The sequence below is a fragment of the Micromonospora sp. WMMC241 genome, from assembly GCF_027460165.1.
GTDB classification, from domain to species: Bacteria; Actinomycetota; Actinomycetes; order Mycobacteriales; family Micromonosporaceae; genus Micromonospora; species Micromonospora humi.
Genome location: NZ_JAPZBF010000001.1, coordinates 4,020,543 through 4,044,540 on the forward strand (window position 1 = coordinate 4,020,543; position 23,998 = coordinate 4,044,540).

The 23,998-nt window shown below is 74.1% G+C and carries 22 protein-coding genes; 8 read left to right on the forward strand and 14 right to left on the reverse strand.

The window, feature by feature from the left end; translation table 11 throughout:
• Positions 1-193: 193 nt before the first annotated feature.
• The 3 genes from pflB to O7598_RS18025 are packed head-to-tail and all read left to right on the forward strand — an operon-like array spanning position 194 to position 3,533.
• Positions 194-2,452 (forward strand): formate C-acetyltransferase, encoded by a 2,259-nt coding sequence (gene pflB, locus O7598_RS18015; RefSeq protein ID WP_442929869.1) that lies wholly within the window; start codon positions 194-196, stop codon positions 2,450-2,452.
• A complete protein-coding gene (gene pflA, locus O7598_RS18020) occupies positions 2,449-3,222 on the forward strand; it encodes a pyruvate formate-lyase-activating protein (protein WP_269692494.1) in 774 nt (257 codons plus the stop codon). Before pflB ends, pflA begins: the two co-directional genes overlap by 4 nt.
• A gap of 29 nt (positions 3,223-3,251) precedes the next feature.
• Positions 3,252-3,533 carry a hypothetical protein gene (locus O7598_RS18025; protein WP_269692495.1) on the forward strand — a complete coding sequence of 94 codons (282 nt, stop codon included), beginning with the start codon at positions 3,252-3,254 and terminating at the stop codon, positions 3,531-3,533.
• A gap of 1 nt (position 3,534) precedes the next feature.
• Here the strand turns inward: O7598_RS18025 and O7598_RS18030 are convergent, their stop codons facing one another.
• Complete coding sequence (locus O7598_RS18030; RefSeq protein ID WP_269692496.1) at positions 3,535-4,005, reverse strand: cyclic nucleotide-binding domain-containing protein; 471 nt, start codon at positions 4,003-4,005, stop codon at positions 3,535-3,537.
• Between the two features lie 155 nt (positions 4,006-4,160).
• On the opposite strand from O7598_RS18030, the gene O7598_RS18035 reads away from it, so the two are divergent.
• Positions 4,161-5,072, forward strand: coding sequence for a universal stress protein (locus O7598_RS18035; protein WP_269692497.1), 912 nt, complete (start codon positions 4,161-4,163; stop codon positions 5,070-5,072).
• 121 nt (positions 5,073-5,193) lie between these two features.
• A complete protein-coding gene (locus O7598_RS18040) occupies positions 5,194-6,078 on the forward strand; it encodes a universal stress protein (RefSeq protein ID WP_269692498.1) in 885 nt (294 codons plus the stop codon).
• Positions 6,079-6,105: 27 nt separating this feature from the next.
• Here the strand turns inward: O7598_RS18040 and O7598_RS18045 are convergent, their stop codons facing one another.
• Together O7598_RS18045 and O7598_RS18050 are read right to left on the reverse strand one after the other, a co-directional pair.
• A complete protein-coding gene (locus tag O7598_RS18045; RefSeq protein ID WP_269692499.1) occupies positions 6,106-6,732 on the reverse strand; it encodes a CE1759 family FMN reductase in 627 nt (208 codons plus the stop codon).
• Positions 6,729-7,832, reverse strand: coding sequence for an LLM class flavin-dependent oxidoreductase (locus O7598_RS18050; protein ID WP_269692500.1), 1,104 nt, complete (start codon positions 7,830-7,832; stop codon positions 6,729-6,731). The genes O7598_RS18045 and O7598_RS18050 overlap by 4 nt, the downstream gene beginning before the upstream one ends.
• Before the next feature lie 210 nt (positions 7,833-8,042).
• On the opposite strand from O7598_RS18050, the gene O7598_RS18055 reads away from it, so the two are divergent.
• The 3 genes from O7598_RS18055 (at position 8,043) to O7598_RS18065 (ending at position 9,662) form a co-directional block, all read left to right on the forward strand.
• On the forward strand, positions 8,043-8,657 hold the full coding sequence (locus O7598_RS18055; protein ID WP_269692501.1) for a DNA-3-methyladenine glycosylase: 615 nt from the start codon (positions 8,043-8,045) through the stop codon (positions 8,655-8,657).
• Positions 8,658-8,770: 113 nt separating this feature from the next.
• On the forward strand, positions 8,771-9,205 hold the full coding sequence (locus O7598_RS18060) for a DNA-binding protein (RefSeq protein WP_269692502.1): 435 nt from the start codon (positions 8,771-8,773) through the stop codon (positions 9,203-9,205).
• Positions 9,206-9,308: 103 nt separating this feature from the next.
• The gene (locus O7598_RS18065) at positions 9,309-9,662 is read left to right on the forward strand and encodes an MmcQ/YjbR family DNA-binding protein (protein ID WP_269692503.1); all 354 of its coding nucleotides are present in this window, start codon (positions 9,309-9,311) and stop codon (positions 9,660-9,662) included.
• A 40-nt stretch (positions 9,663-9,702) separates the two neighbouring features.
• Here the strand turns inward: O7598_RS18065 and argH are convergent, their stop codons facing one another.
• The 11 genes from argH to O7598_RS18120 all read right to left on the reverse strand — a co-directional run bounded on the left by argH (position 9,703) and on the right by O7598_RS18120 (position 23,717).
• Complete coding sequence (gene argH, locus O7598_RS18070; RefSeq protein ID WP_269694902.1) at positions 9,703-11,166, reverse strand: argininosuccinate lyase; 1,464 nt, start codon at positions 11,164-11,166, stop codon at positions 9,703-9,705.
• 8 nt (positions 11,167-11,174) lie between these two features.
• A complete protein-coding gene (locus O7598_RS18075; RefSeq protein WP_269692504.1) occupies positions 11,175-12,386 on the reverse strand; it encodes an argininosuccinate synthase in 1,212 nt (403 codons plus the stop codon).
• Positions 12,383-12,898 carry an arginine repressor gene (locus O7598_RS18080; protein ID WP_269692505.1) on the reverse strand — a complete coding sequence of 172 codons (516 nt, stop codon included), beginning with the start codon at positions 12,896-12,898 and terminating at the stop codon, positions 12,383-12,385. The genes O7598_RS18075 and O7598_RS18080 overlap by 4 nt, the downstream gene beginning before the upstream one ends.
• Positions 12,895-13,821 carry an ornithine carbamoyltransferase gene (gene argF, locus O7598_RS18085; protein WP_269692506.1) on the reverse strand — a complete coding sequence of 309 codons (927 nt, stop codon included), beginning with the start codon at positions 13,819-13,821 and terminating at the stop codon, positions 12,895-12,897. Before argF ends, O7598_RS18080 begins: the two co-directional genes overlap by 4 nt.
• Positions 13,818-15,092, reverse strand: a complete 1,275-nt coding sequence (locus O7598_RS18090; RefSeq protein WP_269692507.1) for an acetylornithine transaminase — start codon at positions 15,090-15,092, stop codon at positions 13,818-13,820. The genes argF and O7598_RS18090 overlap by 4 nt, the downstream gene beginning before the upstream one ends.
• Positions 15,089-15,976 carry an acetylglutamate kinase gene (argB, locus tag O7598_RS18095; RefSeq protein WP_091067024.1) on the reverse strand — a complete coding sequence of 296 codons (888 nt, stop codon included), beginning with the start codon at positions 15,974-15,976 and terminating at the stop codon, positions 15,089-15,091. Before argB ends, O7598_RS18090 begins: the two co-directional genes overlap by 4 nt.
• A gap of 58 nt (positions 15,977-16,034) precedes the next feature.
• On the reverse strand, positions 16,035-17,207 hold the full coding sequence (argJ, locus tag O7598_RS18100) for a bifunctional glutamate N-acetyltransferase/amino-acid acetyltransferase ArgJ (protein WP_269692508.1): 1,173 nt from the start codon (positions 17,205-17,207) through the stop codon (positions 16,035-16,037).
• Positions 17,204-18,205, reverse strand: coding sequence for an N-acetyl-gamma-glutamyl-phosphate reductase (argC, locus tag O7598_RS18105; RefSeq protein ID WP_269692509.1), 1,002 nt, complete (start codon positions 18,203-18,205; stop codon positions 17,204-17,206). Before argC ends, argJ begins: the two co-directional genes overlap by 4 nt.
• 73 nt (positions 18,206-18,278) lie before the next feature.
• Complete coding sequence (locus tag O7598_RS18110; protein WP_269692510.1) at positions 18,279-21,221, reverse strand: hypothetical protein; 2,943 nt, start codon at positions 21,219-21,221, stop codon at positions 18,279-18,281.
• Positions 21,218-23,326 carry an NB-ARC domain-containing protein gene (locus O7598_RS18115; protein WP_269692511.1) on the reverse strand — a complete coding sequence of 703 codons (2,109 nt, stop codon included), beginning with the start codon at positions 23,324-23,326 and terminating at the stop codon, positions 21,218-21,220. Before O7598_RS18115 ends, O7598_RS18110 begins: the two co-directional genes overlap by 4 nt.
• A gap of 64 nt (positions 23,327-23,390) precedes the next feature.
• Positions 23,391-23,717: a hypothetical protein gene (locus tag O7598_RS18120; protein ID WP_269692512.1), complete on the reverse strand. Its 327-nt coding sequence runs from the start codon at positions 23,715-23,717 to the stop codon at positions 23,391-23,393.
• Positions 23,718-23,998: the final 281 nt, after the last annotated feature.

Below are 23,998 nucleotides of genomic sequence, written 5' to 3' on the forward strand. Positions count from 1 at the left end.
CGACCCCATCTTGTTGATCATGAAGTTGGCGGCGATGTCGATCTCCGATCGTGCCGCCAACTTCATGATCGACGCGTCGATCGGGGGCGGAGGCAGGGGCGGGGGCAGGGGCGGAGGTCCTGGGGAAGTGGCCCGTGCGGCACTGCCGGGGGTGGGGCGGGGGCGGAAGGCTCGGGGGTGAAGGGGACCGACGATGGGAGTGGACATGGGCGGCAACCAGCGCGTCGTGGATCCGTGGCGAGGATTCCGGGACGGGGCGTGGCGCGAGACGGTCGACGTGGCCGACTTCGTCCGCCGCAACCACGAGCCCTACACCGGGGACGCGTCGTTCCTCACCGGACCGACCGCGCGGACCCTCGCCGTGTGGGACCGGCTGCGGGAGATGTTCCCGGAGGAGCGGCGGCGCGGCGTGTACGACGTGGACGCCGCCACCCCGTCCACCATCACCTCGCACGCGCCCGGCTACGTCGACCGGGAGCGGGAGCTGATCGTCGGCCTGCAGACCGACGCGCCGCTGCGCCGCGCGATCATGCCGGCCGGCGGGCTGCGGATGGTGGAGACCGCGCTGCGGGCGTACGGGCGCGAACCCGACCCGCGGGTGCACGAGATCTTCACCCGCCACCGCCGGACCCACAACGACGCCGTCTTCGACGCGTACCCGGAGGCGGTGCTGGCCGCCCGGCGCTCGCACGTGATCACCGGCCTGCCCGACGCGTACGGGCGGGGCCGGATCATCGGCGACTACCGCCGGGTGGCGCTGTACGGGGTGGACCGGCTGATCGCCGAGCGCCGCGCGCACAAGGCGGCGCTGGACGGCCGGCGCAGCACCGACGACGTGATCCGGGACCGGGAGGAGCTGGCCGAGCAGATCCGCGCGCTCGGCGAGCTGAAGGAGATGGCCGCCGCGTACGGCTTCGACGTCTCCCGCCCGGCCGCGACCGGTCAGCAGGCGATCCAGTGGCTCTACTTCGCCTACCTGGCGGCCACCAAGGAACAGAACGGCGCGGCCATGTCGCTCGGGCGCACCGCCGGTTTCGTCGACGTCTACCTGCGGCGCGACATCGCCGAGGGCCGGCTGGACGAGACCGGCGCGCAGGAACTGGTCGACGACTTCGTGATCAAGCTGCGGATCGTCCGCTTCCTGCGCACCCCCGAGTACGACCAGCTCTTCTCCGGCGACCCGACCTGGGTCACCGAGGCGCTCGGCGGGATGGGCGCGGACGGCCGGCCGCTGGTCACCCGCACCACGTTCCGCTACCTGCAGACGCTCTACAACCTGGGGCCGGCGCCCGAGCCCAACCTGACCGTGCTCTGGTCACCCCGGCTGCCGGAGGGATTCAAGTCGTTCTGCGCCCAGGTGTCGCTGGACACCAGCGCCATCCAGTACGAGAACGACGAGCTGATCCGGCCCGCGTACGACGACGACACCGCGATCGCCTGCTGCGTGTCGGCCATGCGGGTCGGCCGGGACATGCAGTTCTTCGGCGCCCGGGCGAACCTGGCGAAGGCGCTGCTCTACGCGATCAACGGCGGTCGCGACGAGCTGACCGGCGAGCAGGTCGCGCCGCCGAGCACGCCGGTCGGCGGTGAGACGCTGGACTACGACGAGGTGCTCGCGGCGTACGACCGGACGCTGGACTGGCTGGCCGAGACGTACCTGGACGCGCTGAACGTGATCCACCACCAGCACGACAGGTACGCGTACGAGCGGCTGGAGATGGCGCTGCACGACCACCCGGTGCGCCGCTTCATGGCCACCGGCGTCGCCGGCCTCTCGGTCGCCGTGGACAGCCTCTCGGCCATCCGGTACGGCCGGGTCAAGGTGCTGCGCGACGAGACCGGGCTGGCCGTCGACTACGCGGTCGAGGGTGAGTTCCCGACCTACGGCAACGACGACGACCGGGCCGACGAGATCGCCGTCCGGCTGGTCGAGACGTTCGCGGCGAAGCTGCGCCGGCAGCGCACCTACCGCGACGCCGAGCTGACCATGTCGGTGCTCACCATCACGTCCAACGTGGTCTACGGCAGGCACACCGGCAACACGCCGGACGGCCGGCGCGCCGGCGAGCCGTTCGCGCCCGGGGCGAACCCGATGAACGGCCGGGACACCCACGGCCTGGTCGCCTCCGCGCTGTCGGTGGCGAAGCTGCCGTACGACGCGGCCCGCGACGGCATCTCGCTGACCGGCACGGTCACCCCGGACGGCCTGGGCCACACCCGCGCCGAGCGGATCGCCAACCTGGCCGGGGTGCTCGACGGCTACACCGACGCCGGTGGGTTCCACCTCAACGTCAACGTGCTGGACCGGGCGACGCTGCTCGACGCGATGGCCCACCCGGAGCGTTATCCGCAGCTCACCGTCCGGGTCTCCGGGTACGCGGTGAACTTCGTCCGGCTCACGCCGGAGCAGCAGCGGGACGTGGTGTCCCGGACGTTCCACGGGTCGCTGTGACCGGCCGGCCCCCGGCGGCGCCGAGGTCGGCGCCGCCGGTCCCGGCCGGGTCGGTGCACTCCTGGGACACGTCGATCGGGGTGGACGGGCCGGGCACCCGCCTCGTGGTGTTCCTCGCCGGCTGCCCGCTGCGCTGCCGCTACTGCCACAGCCCGGACACCTGGTACGGCCGTAGCGGCCGGCGTCGCACGGTCGACGAGATGGTCGCCCTGGCCGCGCGGTACCGCCGGTTCCTGCGGGTGGCCGGGGGCGGCGTCACGGTCAGCGGCGGTGAGCCGCTGCTGCAGCCGGCGTTCACCGGGGAGCTGCTGCGCCGCTGCCACGCGCTCGGCCTGCACACCGCGCTGGACACCTCCGGGTTCCTCGGCGACCGCGCCGACGACGCCCTGCTGGACGCCACCGACCTGGTGCTGCTGGACGTGAAGGCGGGCAGCCCCGCGACGTACCGCCGGGTCACCGGCACCGGCCGGCTCGCGCCGACGCTGCGCTTCGCCCGCCGGCTGGCCGCGCGGGGCACGCCGATGTGGATCCGCTACGTGCTGGTGCCGGGCCTGACCGACGACGCCGACGAGGTGGCCCGGGTGGCCGACGTGGCCGCCGGACTGACCGGTGTGCAACGCGTCGAGGTGCTGCCGTTCCACCGGCTCGGCGCGCACAAGTACGCGGAGCTGGGCCTGGCCTTCCCGCTGGCGGACACCGCGCCGCCGGACCCGGAGCTGCTGGCCCGGGTACGCGGGCAGTTCGCCGCCCGGGGCCTGACGGTCACCTGAGGCGGCGCGTGCCGCACTAGCATGGGGTCATGTCGACACCTCGGCCACGCCGCCGTCAGGCCTCGCCCGTGCGAGCCCGGTTCGCGAGCGCGACCGGCGCGCAGGCCACCGGGGCACAGGCCACCGGCGCGCGGGCGCTCGGCGCGACGGCCGTGGGCGCGCTGGCGCTGGGCGCGTTCGCGCTCGGCGCGGTGTCGGTGGGCGCGCTGGTGATCGGCCGGCTGGCGGTGCGCCGCGCGGTGATCCGCGAGCTGCGCATCGGCCGGCTCGAGGTGGACGAGCTGGTCGTCCGGCACGGCGACCGGGGGTGAGTCAGCTCGCCGCGCTCGTCGGATAGCCGTACAGGTCGAGCAGGCGCACCCGGGACGCCTGGAGGCGGTCCACCACCACGCTCATGAACCGGGCGGTGAGCAGCCGGCCCAGCGTGTCGTCGGACTCCATCAGCCGGCGTACCCCCTCGGCGTCGAACTCGACCGCGGTGCTGCGCAGCGTGGCCACCGCGCCGAACTGCCAGCGGTAGGGCGGGAACAGCCAGGACCAGCCGAGCACGCCGCCCGCGCCGATCGTCTCGATGCCCACGTCGCCGCGGCCGGGCACCGGGAAGTCCAACGCCACCTGACCGCCACGGACCAGCCAGAACCGCTCGGCGGGCTGGCCGGCGCGGAACAGCCGGTGCCCGGGGTGCCAGGCCACCGGGCGGGCGTAGCCGGTGAGCCGGGGCAGCCACCCGTCGGGCAGGCCGGCCAGGAACGGGTGCACGCGCAGCATCTCCAGCGGGGTCATCACGCCTCCACGGATCGGCGGCAGGAAGCCGTGGTTCCATCCCACCCGCTCACGCGCCGGCGCGGCAGGGCCGATGGTCCCGGTCCGTGCGGGCGGTCGCCTCTGCCCCGCCGCCACCGGCCGGAGAACGGTGGAGGTGGACGAAGGAGGACGTGATGACCGACAGATCCGGCGCCCCGGTCGTGGTGGGCGTGGACGGTTCCCCGTCGGCGCTGGACGCCGTGCGCCTGGCCGCGCGGGAGGCGGCGATCCGGCACCGGCCGCTGCGGGTGGTGAACGCGTTCCTGTGGCCGCTGCTGGGCACGCCGATGGGCCCGGTCGCCGCGGTGCTGCCCGACGCCGAGATCCGGCAGGAGGCCGAACGGCTCGTGCGGGAGGCGGTCGACGAGGCCCGCAAGGTCGACGTCGACCTCACGGTGACCGGTGCGGTGGTGGACGGCGGGCCGGTGGCGGTGCTGCTGCGGGAGAGCCGCGACGCGGCGCTGCTCGTGCTCGGTCACCGCGGCCTGGGTGGCTTCGCCGAGTTGCTGGTCGGCTCGACGGCGGTGCAGCTCTCCGCCCGCGCCGACTGCCCGGTGCTGGTCGCCCGGGGTGAGGCCCGCGCCACCGGCCCGGTGGTGGTCGGGGTGGACGGCTCGCCGGTGTCGAGCGAGGCGGTGGGCTTCGCCTTCGCCGAGGCCGCGCGGCGCGACGCCGACCTGGTCGTGGTGCACACCTGGCTCTACCCGCCGCCGGTGACCCACCGGGAGGCCTACGGCGACGTCCTCCCCCTGACGTACGACCCGCGGGAGCTGCGGGCGGACGAGGAGCGGGTGCTCGCGGAGGCGGTCGCCGGCTGGTCCGAGCGCCACCCGGAGGTCACCGTGCGGCGGCGGCTGGTGGCCGCCGTGTCGCCGGCCCGGGTGCTGGTCGAGGAGTCCGCCGACGCGCAGCTCACCGTGGTCGGCGCGCACGGGCGGGGCAGCCTGGGCGGGCTGCTGCTCGGCTCGGTCAGCCACGCGACGCTGCACCACTGCCGCAGCCCGCTGGCGATCGTCCGGCACCGCCGGCCCGACGCGCCGCGGTGATCGGCGGGGCCCCTTCCCATCGCTCAGGCGACAGGAAGGGGCCCCGGTCAACCGCGCGCCCACGCGCTGGGCGAGGCCGGCAACGGCCACAATGGGGCGAGCCGACCGGAGGGGACACCCGATGAACCGACCCGTCGTGGCGGGGGTGGACGGATCGCCGTCCAGCCTGACCGCCGCCGACCAGGCCGCCGCGGCAGCCGTGGCCCGCTCCCGGCCGCTGCTGCTGGTGCACGGCTACCTGCACCCGCTCGGCTACGGCGTGCCGCTCAACCCGTACGACCTCGGGGTGCCGGCACCGACCGAGGAGGCGGAGAAGATGCTCGAACGGGTCGCCGCCGACCTGACCGAGCGGCATCCCGGGCTGCGGGTGGCGGTCCGGCAGGTCGCCGGCGGCCCGGGCGCGGCGCTGGTGGAGGAGTCGCGCCGGGCCGAGCTGGTGGTGGTGGGCAGCCGGGGCGTGGGCGGCTTCGCCGGGCTGCTGCTCGGTTCGGTGGGCGGGCAGCTCGCCCAGCACGGGCACTGCCCGGTGCTCGTCGTCCGCCCCGAGGAACAGCCGATCCCGGTCGACGGTCCGGTGCTGGTCGGCGTGGACGGCTCCGACGCGGCGGCGTACGCCGTCGACCTCGCCGCGGACGAGGCCGCCCGCCGCGACGCCGAGCTGGTGCTGATGCACGTGCGCGCGCCGGAGCGCGGGGCGGCGGCGCCGGAGGTGGCGGCCGAGGCGAGCACCGCCGAGCGGGCCGAGGCGGCCGAGCTGCTGGGCGCCGCCGCCGAGCGCGTCCGGGCGGCGCATCCCGGCCTGCGGGTGACCGCACGCGCCGAGGTCGCCGCCTCCCCGGAGACCGCGCTGCGGGAGGCGAGCGGGGAGGCGTCGCTGGTGGTGGTCGGCTCGCGGGGCCGGGGTGGCTTCGCGGGGATGCTGCTCGGCTCGGTCAGCCAGGCCCTGGTGCAGCACGCCCACTGCCCGGTGCTGATCGCCCACCGGCCGGAGCCGGCCGACGACTGACGCCTGCCCCGCCGGGCGGGCCCCGGATCAGGACGGGTCGCGGCCGGCGAGCAGGTCGGCGAAGTCGGTGGTGAGGGCGAACGGGTCGACCGGAGCCGTCGCCGGCGGCCGGCGGTCCACCTGCTCGGCCAGCTCGGCGGCGGCCCGGTGGATCCGGGCCCGCAGCGGGCTGTCGCCGTCGTCGCCGGCCCAGTCCTCCGGTGCGGCGAACACCGCCGTCGGCAGCGTCACCGCCCGCAGGTACGTGAACATCGGCCGGACCGCGTGCTCCAGCGCCAGCGAGTGCCGGGCGGTGCCGCCGGTCGCACCGAGCAGCACCGGCGTGCCGGCCAGCGCGTCCCGGTCCACCACGTCGAAGAACGACTTGAACAGCCCGTTGTAGGACGCGTTGAAGATCGGCGTGACGGCGATCAGCCCGTCGGCCGCCGCGACGGCGTCCAGAGTCTCGCGCAGGGCGGCCGGCGCGAAGCCGGTGAGCAGGTGGTTGACCACGTCGTGGGCGTGCTCGCGAAGGTCCACCGGGCGCAGGTCGACGTCCGCGCCGCGCCCGGCCAGCTCGTCGCGGGCGGCCGCGGCGAGCTGGTCGGCGAGCAGGCGGGTGGACGAGGGCTGGCCGAGGCCGGCCGAGACGACCACGAGGGTACGCCGGGTCATCGCTTCTCCTCCTCCGTGGTCGTGGTGGCCTCGCGGGCGGCCAGCAGGCTGGCGTGGGTGGGCGCCTCGGGCACGTGGGCCGGACGCATCGAGTCGAACTCCTTGCGCAGCACCGGGACCACCTCCTCGCCGAGCAGGTCGAGCTGCTCCAGCACCGTCTTCAGCGGCAGGCCGGCGTGGTCCATCAGGAAGAGCTGCCGCTGGTAGTCACCGACGTAGTCGCGGAAGCCCAGCGTGCGGTCGATGACCTGCTGCGGGCTGCCGACGGTCAGCGGCGTCTCCCGGGTGAACTCCTCCAGCGACGGGCCGTGCCCGTAGACCGGCGCGTTGTCGAAGTAGGGGCGGAACTCACGTACCGCGTCCTGCGAGTTGCGGCGCATGAAGACCTGCCCGCCCAGGCCGACGATCGCCTGCTCGGGCGTGCCGTGGCCGTAGTGCGCCCAGCGCCGGCGGTAGAGGCCGACCATCCGCTGGGTGTGCTCCTTGGGCCAGAAGATGTGGTTGGCGAAGAAGCCGTCGCCGTAGTAGGCGGCCTGCTCGGCGATCTCCGGGCTGCGGATCGAGCCGTGCCAGACGAACGGCGGCAGGCCGTCGAGCGGGCGCGGCGTCGAGGTGAACGACTGCAGCGGCGTGCGGAACTTGCCCTTCCAGTCGACCACGTCCTCGCGCCACAGCCGGTGCAGCAGGTCGTAGTTCTCGATGGCGAGGGGGATGCCGTTGCGGATGTCCTGCCCGAACCACGGGTAGACCGGGCCGGTGTTGCCGCGACCCATCATCAGGTCCACCCGGCCGTCGGCCAGGTGCTGGAGCATCGCGTAGTCCTCGGCGATCTTCACCGGGTCGTTGGTGGTGATCAGCGTGGTCGAGGTGGAGAGCAGCAGGCGCTCGGTGCGCGCCGCGATCCAGCCGAGCATGGTGGTCGGCGACGACGGCACGAACGGCGGGTTGTGGTGCTCGCCGGTGGCGAAGACGTCCAGGCCGACCTCTTCGGCCTTGAGCGCGATGGTGGTCATGGCCTTGATCCGGTCACGCTCGGACGGCAGCCGCCCGGTGGTCGGGTCGACGGTGACGTCACCGACGGTGAAGATTCCGAACTGCATGACCAGCTCCTCGGGTGAGATCGGGAATCGCACCGCACAACCTATTTGACGAGTCAACTATTCCGCCGCCCGGCACCCCCTGCGCGCCCCCGCTCGGCGTCGATCTTGCAGTTGTGGCCCCCGTAAAGTCTTCTTCGTCCCGTTGCCAGGGGGCCGAAACTGCAAGATCGCGAAGGGAAGGAGTCTGGTCGGCGACTACCCTTGCCGGCCATGACGTACCCCTGGCTCGACGCCCCGGCCGCGGACGTCGCGGCGACCGCGCGGACCCTGCTCGGCTGGACCGTCGCGGCGCACGGCGTGCGGATCCGGCTGACCGAGGTCGAGGCGTACGCGGGCACCGGGGAGGATCCGGCGTCGCACGCCCACCGGGGGCCGACGCCGCGCAACCGGGTGATGTTCGGGCCGGCCGGGCACGTCTACGTGTACTTCGTGTTCGGCATGCACTGGTGCACGAACATCGTCTGCGGTCGCGACGGAGAGGCGGCGGCCGTGCTGCTGCGCGCCGGCGAGGTGGTCGGCGGGGTCGAGACCGCCCGGGAGCGGCGCCCCCGCGCCTCGGACCGGGACCTGGCCCGAGGGCCGGCCCGGTTGGTCACCGCGCTCGGGCTCGGTCGCGACGCGAACGGCACCTCGGCCGTCGACGGCACCGGGCCACTGCTCCTGACCCCGCCGGCGGACCCGGTCGACCCGGCGCGGATCGCCGCCGGCCCCCGCGTCGGCGTCGCCGCGGCGCACGACCTGCCGTGGCGCTTCTGGCTGGCCGACGAGCCGAGCGTGAGCGTGTACCGCCGGCACACCCCGCGCCGCCGGCCCGCGCCGCGCTGACCGCCGGCAACCCCAGGGACCTCGCGGCGCGTCTGACACCGGGAAGGGCCCCGGCTTCAGCGTACGAATGACTTTCAACGAGGTGTTGACAACATGCCATTCTTAGGTGTCTGATGGACGGCATGGTCACCGTGGACAACGACCCGTTCACCGCTCCGGATGCTGCCCAGGCCCGGGCCCACCGCAACTACGCGGCGCTGCTGCGGATCGCCGAGCGGCACGCCGGCACCGACTCACGCCGCCGGCGCTACGCGCACCCCGACGTGCCCGACGCCTACGAGGCGGCCACGCTGGTGATGGCGCTCGCCGGCGGCGCCGAGCTGGACACCGGCGAGGAGCCGGTCGACCAGGCCGACCTGATGGCCGCGCTCACGCTGATCCCGCACGTGCGGGCCGAGGTGGACGTGCTGGAGGCCGGGCTGCTCCAGGTGGCCCGCGGCCGGGGCATGACCTGGCAGGCGATCGCCTTCGGCCTGGGCCTCGGCAGCGCCCAGGCCGCCCGGCAGCGCTTCGAGCGCCTCACCGTGCGCACCGGCACCGGCGACTGAGCGGTCGCAACCGTGTCCGCCAGCACCGGCGGCCGAGCCGGGGAACCGGCGACTGTCACAGCGACGGGTGAGACTGTGCCGGACGACGGCACGGGAGGACGCGATGACGCGCGACGAGATGCTGGCCTACTGCCTGGCCAAGCCGGGCGCCTGGCTGGACCGCCCCTGGGAGGGCGACGAGGTGGTGAAGGTGGGCAGCCGGATCTTCGCGTTCCTCGGCTCCCCCGACGGCGAGGCGCGGCTCGGCGTCAAGTGCGGTCCGTCCCGGGAGGTGGCCGACGAGTGGCTGCACCGGTTCCCCGACGACGCCCGGCCCTCGCCCTACATCGGCCGGTCGGGCTGGAACACGCTGCGCCTGACCGGCGGCATCCCCGACGACGAGCTGGTCGACGCGGCCGACGGGTCGTACGACGCGGTGGTGGCCAAGCTTCCCAGGCGGGAGCGGCCGACGGCCTGAGCCCCGCGCGGCGGCCGGGCCACCACGCGGGGCGCGCCGGTCAGCGGGGCACGACCTGCTCGGCGGCCCAGTCCCGCCAGCCGGCCAGCCGGTCCGCGGCGGCGGCGAGCTGGTCGGCGACCGGCCCGGGTCCGGTGGAGCCGGGAGTGATGCGGGCGGCGAGCGCCGAGCGCACCGAGAGCACGTCGCGCACCGACGGGTCCAGGTGCTCGCTCACCGCCGCCAGGTCGGCGTCGGACACCTCGTCCAGCGCGCAGTCGCGGGCCGCGCAGAGCGCCACCAGCCGGCCGGTGATCTCGTGCGCGTCGCGGAACGGCACGTTGCGCCGGACCAGCCAGTCGGCGACCTCGGTGGCCAGCGAGAAGCCCGACGGCGCGGTGGCCGCGAGCCGGTCCACCCGGACCGTCATCGTGGAGATCATCCCGGCCAGCGCGGGCAGCAGCAGCTCCAGCGTGTCGACCGCGTCGAACGCCGGCTCCTTGTCCTCCTGCATGTCCCGGTCGTAGGTCATCGGCAGGCCCTTGAGCATGGTGAGCACGCTCATCAGGCCGCCGACCAGCCGGCCGGACTTGCCCCGGGCCAGCTCGGCGATGTCCGCGTTCTTCTTCTGCGGCATGATCGACGAGCCGGTGGCGAACGAGTCGTCCAGCTCGACCCAGCCGAACTCCTGCGACGTCCAGAGCACCACCTCCTCACCGAGGCGGGACAGGTGCACGCCGGTCAGCGCGGTGACGAAGAGGAACTCGGCCACGAAGTCCCGGTCGGCCACCGCGTCCATCGAGTTGGCGAACGAGGTGCGGAAGCCCAGCTCCTTGGCGACCGCCACCGGGTCCAGCGGCAGCCCCGAGCCGGCCAGCGCGCCGGCGCCGAGCGGGCTGATCGCCGTCCGCTCGTCCCAGTCGCGCAGCCGCTCCAGGTCGCGCAGCAGCGGCTGCACGTGCGCCAGCAGCCAGTGCCCGAACGTCACCGGCTGCGCGTGCTGCAGGTGGGTCATGCCGGGCGCGGCGGTGTCCACGTGCCGCTCCGCCTGCTCGACGAGCGCCTCGGCCAGCTCGACCAGCCGGGCGGCCACGCCCCGGGCGTGGTCGCGCAGATAGAGCCGCAGGTCGGTGGCGACCTGGTCGTTGCGGGACCGGCCGGCGCGCAGCTTGCCGCCCAGGCTGCCCAGCCGCTCCAGCAGGCCGCGTTCCAGGGCGGTGTGCACGTCCTCGTCGTCGACGGTCGGGCGGAACGCGCCGGAGGCGCAGGCCGCCTCCAGGTCGTCCAGCGCGGCCAGCATCCGTCCCAACTCGTCCGGGTCGAGCAGGCCGGCGCCCGCGAGGACCCGGGCGTGCGCGCGGGACCCGGCGATGTCGTACGGGGCGAGACGCCAGTCGAACTGGACGCTCACCGACAGCCGCGCGAGCGCCTCGGCGGGCCCGCCGGCGAACCGGCCTCCCCAGAGGCTCGTCCGGTTGGTGGCGGCGCTGTTCTCGGTCAGGCTCTTGTCGTCCACCCCACCCATTGTGCTGGTCACGACCGCACCCCTTCCCACCGGGCGTCCCGCGCCGCGGCCATCGTGCTGGGCAGGCCCCAGAGCTGCACGAAGCCCTTCGCCAGCGTCTGGTCGAACGTGTCACCGGTGTCGTAGGTGGCCAGCCCGAAGTCGTAGAGGCTCGCCTCGGAATGCCGCCCGGTCACCACCGCCCGGCCACCGTGCAGGGTGAGCCGCACCTCGCCGCTGACGTGCCGCTGCGCGTCGGCGATGAACGCGTCCAGGGACCGCTTCAGCGGGCTGAACCAGAGACCGTCGTAGACCAGCTCGCCCCAACGCTGGTCGACGCCGCGCTTGAACCGGGCCAGGTCCCGCTCCACCGTCACCGCCTCCAGCTCCTGGTGCGCGGTGACCAGGGCGAGCGCGCCGGGCGCCTCGTACACCTCACGGCTCTTGATGCCGACCAGCCGGTCCTCGACCATGTCGAGCCGGCCCACGCCCTGCGCACCGGCGCGCCGGTTCAGCTCGCGGATCGCCTGGTAGGGGGTGACCGTCTCGCCGTCGATCGCGACCGGGACGCCGGCGTCGAACGTGAGGACCAGCTCGTCGGCGTCGCGCTGCTCCGCCGGGTCCTCGGTGTACGCGTAGAGGTCCGCGACGGGGGCGGTCCAGATGTCCTCCAGGAGGCCGGTCTCCACGGCCCGGCCCCACAGGTTCTGGTCGATCGAGTACGGCGACCGGGCCGTCACGTCGATCGGCAGTCCCTTCTCCTCGGCGAACGCGATCGCCTTGTCCCGGGTCCACGCGAAGTCGCGGGCCGGGGCGACGACCCTCAGGTCCGGCGCGAGCGCGTTCAGGCCGACCTCGAAGCGAACCTGGTCGTTGCCCTTGCCGGTGCAGCCGTGCGACACGATCGTGCCGCCGTGCCGGCGCGCGGCGGCCACCAGGTGGGTGACGATCAGCGGCCGGGACAACGCGGAGACCAGCGGGTAGCGGTCCATGTAGAGCGCGTTGGCCCGGACCGCCGGCAGGCAGTAGTCGGCGGCGAACTCGTCGCGCGCGTCGACCACCTCGGCCTCGACGGCGCCGCAGTCCAGCGCCCGCCGCCTGATCACCTCCATGTCCTCGCCGCCCTGGCCGACGTCGACCGCGACCGCGATCACCTCGGCGCCGGTCCGTTCGGCCAGGTAGGGAATGGCGACGGAGGTGTCCAGACCCCCGGAGTACGCCAGGACGACCCGCTCGCTCATGGTGTGCTGCTCCCTTCGACGTGCTCCCCCCGACGGGCCCAGCCGGCGAGCCGGTCACCCAGGGCGGCGCCGCCGTCGGCCTCACGGGCGACGACCAGGATGGTGTCGTCGCCGGCGATGGTGCCGACGATCTCGGACAGGCCGGCCCGGTCCAACGCGCTGGCCAGATAGTGCGCCGCGCCCGGCGGGGTGCGCAGCACGGCGATGTTGCCGCTGGCGTCGACGCCGTTGAGCAGCTCGTGCAGCAGCCGGACCAGCCGGGCCGGCGCGCCCTCGGCGTCGCGCAGCGGCCGGTGGCCGTCCTCGGGGATGAGGTAGACGCCGCGCCCGTCGCCGCCGCGCGCGGTCACCGCCCCCAGTTCCTTGAGGTCACGCGAGAGCGTGGCCTGGGTGACCTGGATGCCGTCGCCGGCGAGCAGGTCGGCCAGCTCGGTCTGCGAGTGGATGGCGGTGTCGCGGATCAGCTCGACGATGCGGGCGTGCCGCGCGGCGCGGGTCAGCGGGGCGGTCATGCGGAGGCCTCCAGGAGAAATGTCAGCAGCGCCTTCTGGGCGTGCAGCCGATTCTCCGCCTGGTCGAACACGGCGCTGCGCGGGCCGTCGAGCACCTCGCCGGTGATCTCCTCGCCCCGGTGGGCGGGCAGGCAGTGCAGCACGATCACGTCGGCCGCGGCGTGCGCCAGCAGGGCGTCGTTGACCTGGTAGGGCAGGAACGGGGTGATCCGGTCCAGCCCGTCGTCCTCCTGGCCCATCGACGTCCAGGTGTCGGTGGCGACCACGTGCGCCCCGCGTACCGCCTCGACCGGGTCGGTGAGCGCCTCGACCGAACCGCCGGTGCCGGCGGCGATCTTCGCCGCGCGGGCCACGATCGCCGGATCCGGTGCGAACCCGACCGGGCCGGCGACCCGCACGTGCATCCCCGCGGTCGCACCGGCCAGCAGGTACGAGTGGGCCAGGTTGTTCGCCCCGTCACCGACGTAGGTGAGGATCCGCCCGGCGGTGGCGCCGAACCGCTCCCGCACGGTGAGCAGGTCGGCCAGCAGCTGGCAGGGGTGGTAGGTGTCGGTGAGCGCGTTGACCACCGGCACGGTGGCGTGCTCGGCCACCTCGGCGATCCGGTCGTCGCCGTAGGTCCGCAGCACGATCGCGGCGACGTAGCGCGACAGCACCCGCCCGGCGTCGGCGAGGGACTCACCGCGACCGAAGTGGGTCACCTGGGTGTCCACCACGAGCGGGTGCCCGCCCAGCTCGGCGATGCCGGCGTCGAACGAGATCCGGGTGCGCAGGCTCTTCTTGTCGAACAGCACCGCCACCGACCTGGGCCCGGCGAGCGGCTGGTGCGCGTACCTGTCGACCTTCATCCGGACGGCGAGGTCGAGCACGGCGGCCTGCTCGGCGGGGGTGAGGTCGTCGTCACGCAGGAAGTGGCGGATCATGCGGGGGCCTCCGTGCGGGTAGCGGGGGTGGGCGCCGGCGCGGCGTTCTCGGTCGGTGCGGCGACCTCGGCGCTCGGCACGGTCTCGGCGGGCGGGGCGGTCTCGGCGGGCGGGGCGTCGAGGGCGGCGGGCAGCGCGGCGAGGAACGCGTCGACCTGCGCCGGGGTGAGGATCAGCGGCGGGGCCAGCCGGACCACGTCGGGCTGGACCGGGTTGACCAGGAAGCCCGCCTCCCGCAGCGCGGTCGTCAGCACGCCGGCCACCGGCCGGTCCAGCGCGATCCCGAGCAGCAGCCCGGCGCCGCGCACCTCGCGCACCAGCGGGTGCCCGAGCGCCTCCACGCCGCGCCGCAGCCGCTCGCCGACCCGCTTGACGTGGTCGAGCAGCCCCTCGCTCGCGATCGTGCCGATCACCGCGAGCGCGGCGGCGCAACTGACCGGGTTGCCGCCGAACGTGGTGCCGTGCGAGCCGGGGGTGAGCAGGTCGGCGGCCGGGCCGAAGGCCAGGCAGGCACCGAGCGGCAGGCCGCCGCCCAGCCCCTTGGCCAGGGTGACCACGTCCGGTTCCACGCCCTCGGCCTGGTGGGCGAACCAGTGCCCGGTCCGCCCCACGCCGGTCTGCACCTCGTCGAGCACCAGCAACGCGCCGTGCGCGGCGGTGATCCGCCGGGCCGCGGTGAGGTAGCCGGGTGGCGGCACGACCACGCCGTTCTCGCCCTGGATCGGCTCGACGATCACCATGGCGGTGGCGTCGGTGACCGCCTCGGCCAGCGCGTCCGCGTCGCCGAACGGCACGTGGGTGACGTCGCCGGGCAGCGGGCGGAACGGGTCGGCCTTGGCCGGCTGGCCGGTGAGCGCCAGCGCGCCCATGGTCCGGCCGTGGAAGCCGCCCCGGGTGGCCACCACGTGGCGACGCCCGGTGAGCCGGGAGAGCTTGAACGCGGCCTCGTTGGCCTCCGCGCCGGAGTTGGCGAAGAAGACCCGACCGGGCCGGCCGGCCAGGGCCAGCAGCAGCTCGGCGAGGGCGACCGGCGGCTCGGCGACGAACAGGTTCGACACGTGCCCGAGCGTGGCGACCTGCTTCGACACGGCCGCCACCACGGCCGGGTGGGCGTGCCCGAGCGCGTTGACGGCGATGCCGCCGAGCAGGTCGACGTACTCCCGGCCGGTCTCGTCGACCACGACGGCGCCTCTGCCTGCGACGAGCGCCAGCGGCGGCGTGCCGTAGTTGTCCATCATGGTGGCGGACCAGCGCCGCACCAACGTGCTCATGACCCGGTCACCATCGTTCCGAACCCTTCCGACGTGAACACTTCGAGCAGCGTGGAGTGGGCCACCCGGCCGTCGACGACGTGCGCGGCGGGCACTCCCCCGCGCACCGCCCGCAGGCAGGCCTCCATCTTCGGGACCATGCCCGACTCCAGCGACGGCAGCAGCTTCGCCAGGTCGTCCACCGTGATCTCGCTGACCAGGCTGGACGTGTCCGGCCAGTCGGCGTAGAGGCCGGGCACATCGGTGAGCACGACCAGCTTGCGGGCCTCCAGGGCGACCGCGAGCGCGGCGGCGGCGGTGTCCGCGTTGAGGTTGTGCAGCACCCCGTCGGCGTCCGGCGCGACAGTGGAGACGACCGGGATCCGGCCGGCCGCGATCAGGTCGGTCACCGCCGAGGCGTTCACCGACTCCACGTCACCGACCTGCCCCACGTCGACCGCCTCCCCGTCCACGTACGCCGGGCGGCGCACCGCGGTGAACAGCCCGGCGTCCTCGCCGGAGAGGCCCACCGCGAACGGGCCGTGCGCGTTGACCAGGCCCACGAGTTCCCGGCCGACCTGCCCCACCAGGACCATCCGGACCACGTCCATGGCCTCCGGGGTGGTGACCCGCAGGCCACCACGGAACTCGCTGGCGATGCCGAGCCGGCCGAGCATGGCGGAGATCTGCGGGCCGCCGCCGTGCACCACGACCGGCTTGAGGCCGGCGTACCGGAGGAAGACCATGTCCGCGGCGAAGGCCCGCCGCAGCTCGGGGTCGGCCATCGCGTTGCCGCCGTACTTGACGACCACGGTGGCGCCGGCGAAGCGCGCCAACCAGGGCAGCGCCTCGATCAGCGTGGCGGCCTTGGCCTGGGCGCGGCTGAGATCAGGGCTCATCGTCATGCTCGAGCTGGCCTTTCATTCGCGACTGCGGGACTCCGCTTCGCCACGTTCCTCGCGCTCACGTCGAGTAGACCGAGTTCTCGTGGACGTAGGCGTGCGACAGGTCGTTGGTCCAGATCGTGGCGGCGTCGTCGCCGGCGTGCAGGTCGATCCGGATGGTGACGTCCCGGCCGGTGAGGTCCACCCGGGCGCGGTCCTCGGCGGCGGCGCCACCCCGGCACACCCGGATGCCGTTGACCGCGACGTCGACTCCGTCCGGCTCGAACGTGGCGGCGGTGGTGCCGACGGCGGCGAGGATCCGGCCCCAGTTCGGGTCGTTGCCGAACAACGCGGTCTTGACCAGGTTGTTGCGGGCCACCGCGCGGCCCACCTCGACCGCGTCGTCCTCGCTCGCCGCGCCGGCCACCTCGATCGCGATCTGCTTCGTCGCTCCCTCCGCGTCGGCCAGGAGTTGCCGGGCCAGGTCGTGGCAGGCGGCGGTGACCGCTGCGGTCAGCTCCGCGGCGCTCGGCTCGATGCCGGAGGCACCGCTGGCCAGCAGCAGCACGGTGTCGTTCGTGGACATGCAACCGTCGGAGTCGACCCGGTCGAAGGTGACGCGGGTGGCGGCCCGCAGGGCGCCGTCCAACGCGTCCGGGCCGGCCACCGCGTCGGTGGTGAGCACGCAGAGCATGGTGGCCATGGCCGGCGCCAGCATGCCGGCGCCCTTGGCCATCCCGCCGACCGTCCAGCCGCTGCCCCGGGCCACAGTGGTCTTCGGCCGGGTGTCGGTCGTCATGATCGCCTCGGCGGCCGGCAGCCCGCCGTCGCGCGACAGCTTGCGCACCGCGTCGCGGACGCCGGGCAGCAGCTTCGGCATCGGCAGCCGCTCGCCGATCAGCCCGGTCGAGCAGACCGCGACATCGCCGGCGCCGACGATCAGCCGGGCGCTGCGGCTGGTGAGCGCGGCGGCGGTGTGCTCGGCGGTGGCGTGGGTGTCCTGGAAGCCGGCCGGGCCGGTGCAGGCGTTCGCGCCGCCGGAGTTGAGCACCACGGCCCGGACCACGCCGCCGTGGACGACCTGCTGGGTCCAGAGCACCGGGGCGGCCTTCACCCGGTTGGCGGTGAAGACCCCGGCGACGCCGGCGTCCGGGCCGTCGTTGACCACGAGCGCGACGTCGGCGGCGCCGGAGGTCTTGAGGCCGGCGGCGACGCCGGCGGCGCGGAAGCCACGGGGGGCGGTGACGCTCACGGGGCCACCCCGAAAGCGGACAGGCCGGTGGTCTCGGGGAGGCCGACCATCAGGTTGGCGTTCTGCACGGCCTGGCCGGCCGCGCCCTTGCCCAGGTTGTCGATGGCGCTGACCACGATCACCCGCCCGGAGTCCACGTCCACGGTCGCCTGCAGGTGGCAGGAGTTCGAGCCGGCGGTCGCGGCGGTGTGCGGCCACACCCCCTCGGGCAGCAGGTGCACGAAGGGTTCGTCGGCGTAGGCGGCGGCCAGCACCGACCGCGGGTCGGCGTCACCGGCCGGCAGCGCCGTGACGGTGGCGAGGATCCCGCGCGGCATCGGGGCGAGCACCGGCGTGAACGACAGGCCGGTCGCGCCGGTGGCCTGCTTGATCTCCGGCACGTGCTGGTGCGCGCCCACCTTGTAGGGGGTGAGGTCGCCCATCACCTCGCTGCCGAGCAGGTGGGCCTTGGCGGCCCGGCCCGCGCCGGAGGTGCCGGAGGCGGCGACCACGACCACGTCGTCGGTGCGTACCGCGCCGGCGGCGACCAGTGGGGCGAGCGCCAGCGTGGTGGCGACCGCGTAGCAGCCGGTGTTGGCGACCCGCCGGGCGGACGCGATCGCGCTGCGCGCGGCGGGCAGCTCGGGCAGCCCGTAGGTCCAGGCGCCGGCGTGCGCGCCGCCGTAGTAGCGGGTCCAGGCGTCCGCGTCGCGCAGCCGGTGGTCGGCGCCGAGGTCCACCACCGCGACCGCGTCGGGCAGGGCCGCGGCGAGGGCCGCAGACTGGCCGTGCGGCAGCGCCAGGAAGACCAGGTCCGCGTCGGCCAGGGCCGCCGGCTCGGTCGCCCCGAGCACCAGGTCCAGGCCGACGAGCTGCGGGTGTACGGCGGCGACGGGCTGGCCGGCCTGGCTGTGCGCGGTGGCGGCCACGAGGTCGAACTCGGGGTGCGCGGCGAGCAGGCGCAGCAGTTCGCCGCCGGCGTATCCGCTCGCCCCGGCCACCGCAGTTCGAATGCCCATACCCACCTCCGCATGAATATGCAGAGATTACCAGGGGACCGAGACGCAGTGCAAGTTCATGCAGTGCACTGCATTAAGCTGCAGCAGCGGCATCGCGGGGAAGCTCACCCGCGAGGGCCCAGTCGGCGAAGAAGCGCGGCAGCCAGCGCCGACAGAACGCGCTGAACGACCCGGCCGCCGGGCAGGTCCGCCTGTTGAAGCCGGCGAGGGAGACCACATCGGGATGGGCGGTACGGCGAAAGAGCCCGACGGTGACGCTGAAGACACCCCGACGGACCGCGGTGTCGACGCCCGCGCGCAGCATGTCCGCATCGAGGTCGTCGGCACCGCGACCGCCCCGATCCGACAACTCCGCGGCCACCGCCGGCAGCAGGTTGTTGCACATCACCGTCAGCAGCTTCGGATTCGGCGCGAGGCCGGCACCGGTCGGCCCGTGCCACACGAACGCCTCGGTGAACGGCAGCAGCACGCGCGCGTCGCCCCACTCCGCGAACAGTTCCCCGGCCCGGCCGGACGACTCGTCGACCAGGTGCAGATGCGTGGCGAGCAGGGCGTGGCGAACCCGCGGGTCACGCGCCAACCGCTGGGCCATCCGGATCTCCACGTCGGTGAAGCACAGCCGGGCGGGCATGTACGCACGGGCCAGCGCGCGCGCGTCCGTGCGGCTGAGCAGCACCTCGTCCGCCGCGTCGGCGCGCCCGGGACGGCCCGGTGCCCGCGACGCCGGGCGGTCGCGACCGATCACGTCGTGGAGCAGGGCGAACACCTGGTGAGCGGTCGGCACGCCGGCCACGCTCGCTGTCCGGCTCTGCCGGACCAGCGGTCCCCAGTCCGCCGCCAGCCGGCTCATCAGGTAGCGGCAGGCCTCGGCCGGCGGACCGCCCCGCGTTGCGGCCACCCGCTCGATGCCGCTCAGGAGAAGGCCGGCCGGTGAGAGCGGGGCGACGTCTCCGCGCAGCCGGCCCATCACGGCCTCCACGCCGCGGTCCGCGTCCACGGCCAGGTAGTCGTACACCCCGTCCAGGTCGGCCGCGCCGAAACGCACCGCGATCGGCTTCACCGGCGCCACCCGTCGCCAGTAGTTGGCCGGCAGATCGGCCGATTCGGCCCGGAACGGCACGACCTCATCGGCGTCCGGACGCCCGGTCACCACGGGAAGGACACGACCCACCAGGGAGCGGACGAACCTGTCGTTGCGGGCGATCGTCTCCGCCGGAGCGCTGTGGAACCAGACCTCCGAGGCCAACTTCGTGGTCTGCATCGTCTCGTTGACCGACTCGCGGTAGGTGTCGAGGCGATGCCGCTCCGGGTGCGGCGGCGGACCGCGCTCGTCCAGGGACGGGCCGACGAGCCCCAGATACGTGCCGAGCAGCCCGGCGGCGACGTGGTCGCCCGGCTCGCCGAGGCCGAGGAGGTCGGTCGCGAGCGCCGCGCCCAGGGCGCCGAACACGAACGCGGTGACGACGGACTCCTGGTCCGTCACCGCCTCGCCGGCCACCCGCAGGTCGACGACGAAGCGGCGCAGGGCCGACACCGCCGCCCGCGCGCCGGTCGCGCCCCACACCGGGCCGGCGCTCGCCCGTGCCGGCCCGCCGGACATCAGCCGCGCCAGCGTCCCGAGCGCCTCGGACAGCTCCTCGGTCAGCTCACCGACCGGGCGCCGGTCCGGAGCCGGTGGATCGCCCAGCACCGGCGCGTACCGGGGTCGGGCGAGGATGTCGTGGATGTGCTCCGGCGCCATCTCCCGGATCACGATCCGGGCCCGCTTCCGCACTTCCTCCCGCAGATCGGCGTAGAGCGGCATGTTGAGCGCGCCCTGAAGGTCGTACTGCATACGCAGCACGAGCCGCCGCATCTCCGAGATGCCCTGATCGCGCGAGTCGGCCAGACCGGCGGCCCGGAGCCGGTTGAGCGAGATCCCGGCGCTCTGCCGGGCGTACCAGGCGTCCAGGTCGTCGCCGCGCAACAGGTGGCGCTCCGGGTCGACGACGAAGCCGGACCGGTGTCGGGCGCGCCCGAGCGCTGCCACGATCCGCGGCGACTCGGCCCGGACGAGATCCAGGAACGGCGCTGCGTCCTCCCCGCCCAGCAGGAACCGGTCCAGACCCGAGCCGGCCACGTCCGTGACCCCGAGCACGCCGGTGCCCTCGTCCGTCCGGTGGAACGACGCCATGACCGCGCTGCGGGGGCCACCGGCCGAGGTCCGGTAGCGGTGGTGGACCAGCCGACTCGCGGCGAAGATCGTGTGGCACGGGGCCGACAGGTCCCTGAGGTGGACCACACGCGGTTGCCGATCGGCGAAGAAGCGCGCCTGGGCGGCGAGGGCCTCGTCGACCCGGTCCCGCGACGCGAAGATGCAACTGTCCTCGTCGCTGCGTACGCTTCCGTCGTCGTCGACGACGCACTGGCGCAGGAGACGGTTGGTACGGGGCAGGTAGGTGAGCCCCTGACCGGACGGCCCCTGACCGGTGCCCGTCCGCCAGGTGACGACCACCTTGAACTCGTCCATGAACGGGCTGTTGTCGACGTGCAGGGTGTTGTCCCGTGCGACCACGTCGACCGGATGCGTGTCCTTGGCCCGCAGGTCGATGATCCGGACCGGACCGCCGAGCGCGTACGCCACGAGGACGACGAGGAGCGGATGGGCGAACGTCTCCCGGAAGTCGGGGTGGGCGAGCAGGTCCTCGGTGTCCACCACGTTCAGGTAGTTGTGGAGCGAGCCACGGCTGCCCCTGGCGTGCACCGCGGCGTCGTACGCCTGCCGGGCGCCGGTGAAGCGCTGCTCTGGCAGGAGCCCCGCGAAGCTCAACGCCCCCTCGGCTTCGAGCGCCTCGGTGAGCGAGAGGAACGTGTCGAACAGGAGCCGGCCGTCGGGCTCGCTCCGGCAGACGTCCGCCACCATCGCCGCCACCTCGCGCCGGAAGCGCCGGTCGGTCCGCTGCCGGCCCAGTTGGCGGTAGGCGGAGGGGCTGGCCAGTTCCTCGGCCGCGACCAGGGAGGCGGGGCGGGCGTTCATGTCGCCGGCACCCCGACCGCGAGAGCGGACTGCGTGAGGTCGGGATACTGCTCGAGGCGAGCCAGGGCGGCCCGGACCTCAGCCAGTGCGCCCGCCTCGCCCGCTCGGCCGTACGCGTCCTCCAACTGGCCCAGGATCGTACGCACCGACCGGAAGTTGCCCAATGACTCCTCCACCCGCCACGCCCGCTCCAGCCAGTTGCAGCCCTCCTCCAGCTCACCGGCGGCCAGGCCGACGGCACCCAGCAGGCGAAGCGCGAGCGCCCGGCCGTAGGCGTTCCCCCGGTCCTCAGACATCGACAAGCTGACCAGCCCCAACGCCTTCGCCCAGAGATGATGCCCCAACTCGTTCAGCGCTCGTGCCGCGTCGTAGTAGCCGCGCGCCTCGCGCACCGCGTTGCCACCGCGCCGGGACTCCCGGGCCGCGCGTAGACCCCAGCGGACCGCCTCGGTGTGGTCGCCGGACCGCAGGGCGAGTTCCGCCATCGCGTGCTGGGCCGACGCCAGGCCGCTGTCGTCGCCGCGTTCGGCATCCAGCGCCATGGAAGCCCGGAGTTCCCGCTTCGCGGCGTCGAGCTGCCCCGCGTCGGCGTACGCCCGGCCGAGCGCGCGGCGGGACAGCGCCTCCATCGGCCGGTCCCCGGCGAGCGCCGCGGCGACCGCCCGGCGCTGGACGGAGAGCGTCCGTGTGACGTCCTGCCGCCAGTAGAGGAACGTGTTCAACGACCGGGCGAAGCGGGTGACGAACGTGAAGTCCGCCGCTCGTTCGGCCTCCTGAATCAACTGGTCGACGGCGGGGACGAGCGCCTCGAACCAGGCGAGCGCCTCGGCGACCGTGAAGCGGACGGCCCCGACCGCCGGCGCGTCCCCGACCGCCGGCGGTGCGGTGCGGTTGGGGTCGATGGCCTGGTCGGCGACATGGCTGAGCCCCAGGTAGACGGCCCGGATCCGGTGTGCGGTCGCCGCCTGCTCGGATGCGTCCAGGACGGTCGGGAGCGTCTCGGCCAGGTAGGCCTTCATGAGGTCGTGGAACAGGTACTGGCCCGGGCTGACTTCCTCGATCAGCGATGCCAGACAGAGGATGCGCAGACCACGGTCGCACTCGCGCTCGGTCTGCTCGGTGACGAGGCAGAGCACGGGCGCGGAGCACCCCGTACCGGGCAGCATCGAGGCCACGTAGAGGATCCGTCTGGTCTCCGGGTCGAGGTCGTCGAGCGACCACGAGATGACCCGGCCCACCTCGATACCGAGGCCAGCGTCGTCGAGGAAGCGCAACGGGCTCCGTTCGGCCTCGATCCCGCTAGCGGCATCCCTGATCGTCCAGCCGGTGTGGACGGCCAGCTTCGCCGAGACGATGGCCAGAGCGAGCGGGTGCCCCTCCAGGAGTTGGACGATCCGTCGAGCGCTCGCGTCCTCCCGCTCGACCCGCATGAAGCCGACCCGCTCCGCGAGCAACTCCACGCCCTCGCCGATGGTCAACAACGGAAGTTTGAGCACCCGCGCCTCGTGTCGCACGCTCATCTCCGGCAGGGCGCGACGGCTGGTCACCACCAGCGCCGAGCCGAGGCCCGGCACCAGGTCCCGGACCTGGTCGTAGGAGCCCACGTTGTCGACGATCACCAGGCATCGGCGGCCGGCCGTGACCGCACGGAACACGCCGGCCCACTCCGCCTCGTTCTCCGGAAGGTCGGCCCGGTTGATGCCCAGGGTCGCCAGGAACGTGCGAAGCGCGTCGCCCGCCTCCACCCGAGGAGTGCCGGAGTAGGCGCGCATGTCCACGAAGAACTGGCCGTCCGGGTAGTTCGCGATCCGGGAACTGGCCCAGGACAGCGCCAACGTGGTCTTGCCGGAACCCGCCAGCCCCCACAACATGCAGCACCGCGAACCCGGCCCGGCCATGGCCTCGTCCATCTCTTGGAGCAGATGCGTCCGGCCGACGATCCGGCCGATCCCGCCGGGCAGCATGTGGGGTGGTTCCGGGGACCAGGTCGACACCGGTCGCGGCTGCTGGATGTAGATCGCGCCGGACGAGCCGACCTGGAGCACCTGGTTCGCCGCGAGCCCTTCGGCGACGTTGTACGACGAGTTGTCGGACGCGGTGCTCACGGCGGTCCCCCCTTCGGCTCTTCCTGGACGGCACCTGCGGTGGCGGCACGGAGCGGCGATGCTGCTACATCGACACGTCGCCGACCTGGTTGGTCTGGATCAACTTGCCCACGTTGCTGCCGGCCACCACGTTCGTCGCCCCGGTCGGCCGGGTCTCCTGCGCGAGCCGGCCGAGGAACGCGGGATCCTCGGCGGCGTACCGGACGAGCAGTGCGCGCAGCCGTTCCACGTCGACCGGCGACCGGTCGTCCCGGGTGACCCGGTCCAACGTGCCGATCGCCTCGGTCGGCTCGGGCGACCGGGCAAAACGCTGCCGGATCGCCTCGACCAGCGCGGAGCCCGACCCTTCGGCGATCTTGACGAGTGCCGCGGAGATGACTGCCTCGATCATCGCGCTACTCCCAGGACGGACCGGCCGCCGGCCGGTCGACCCCGGCCCGGCGCTCTCCCGCGATGACCAGCCGACAGGACGGATCCCCGCCACGCGAGATTACCGACTGGGGTTGCACGGCAAAAGGATGCCCGGTCGCCGGGCCGCCGGGCCGCGCACCCGCCGCACAGGATGCTCGCCACCGCCGGCGGTAGCGGCCCGCCGGCCGTGCCGGTGACGTCCAGGCAGCTCACCGCCCTGTCGGTGGAAACGGCCGCCGACCTCGCGCGCCGACGAGGTCC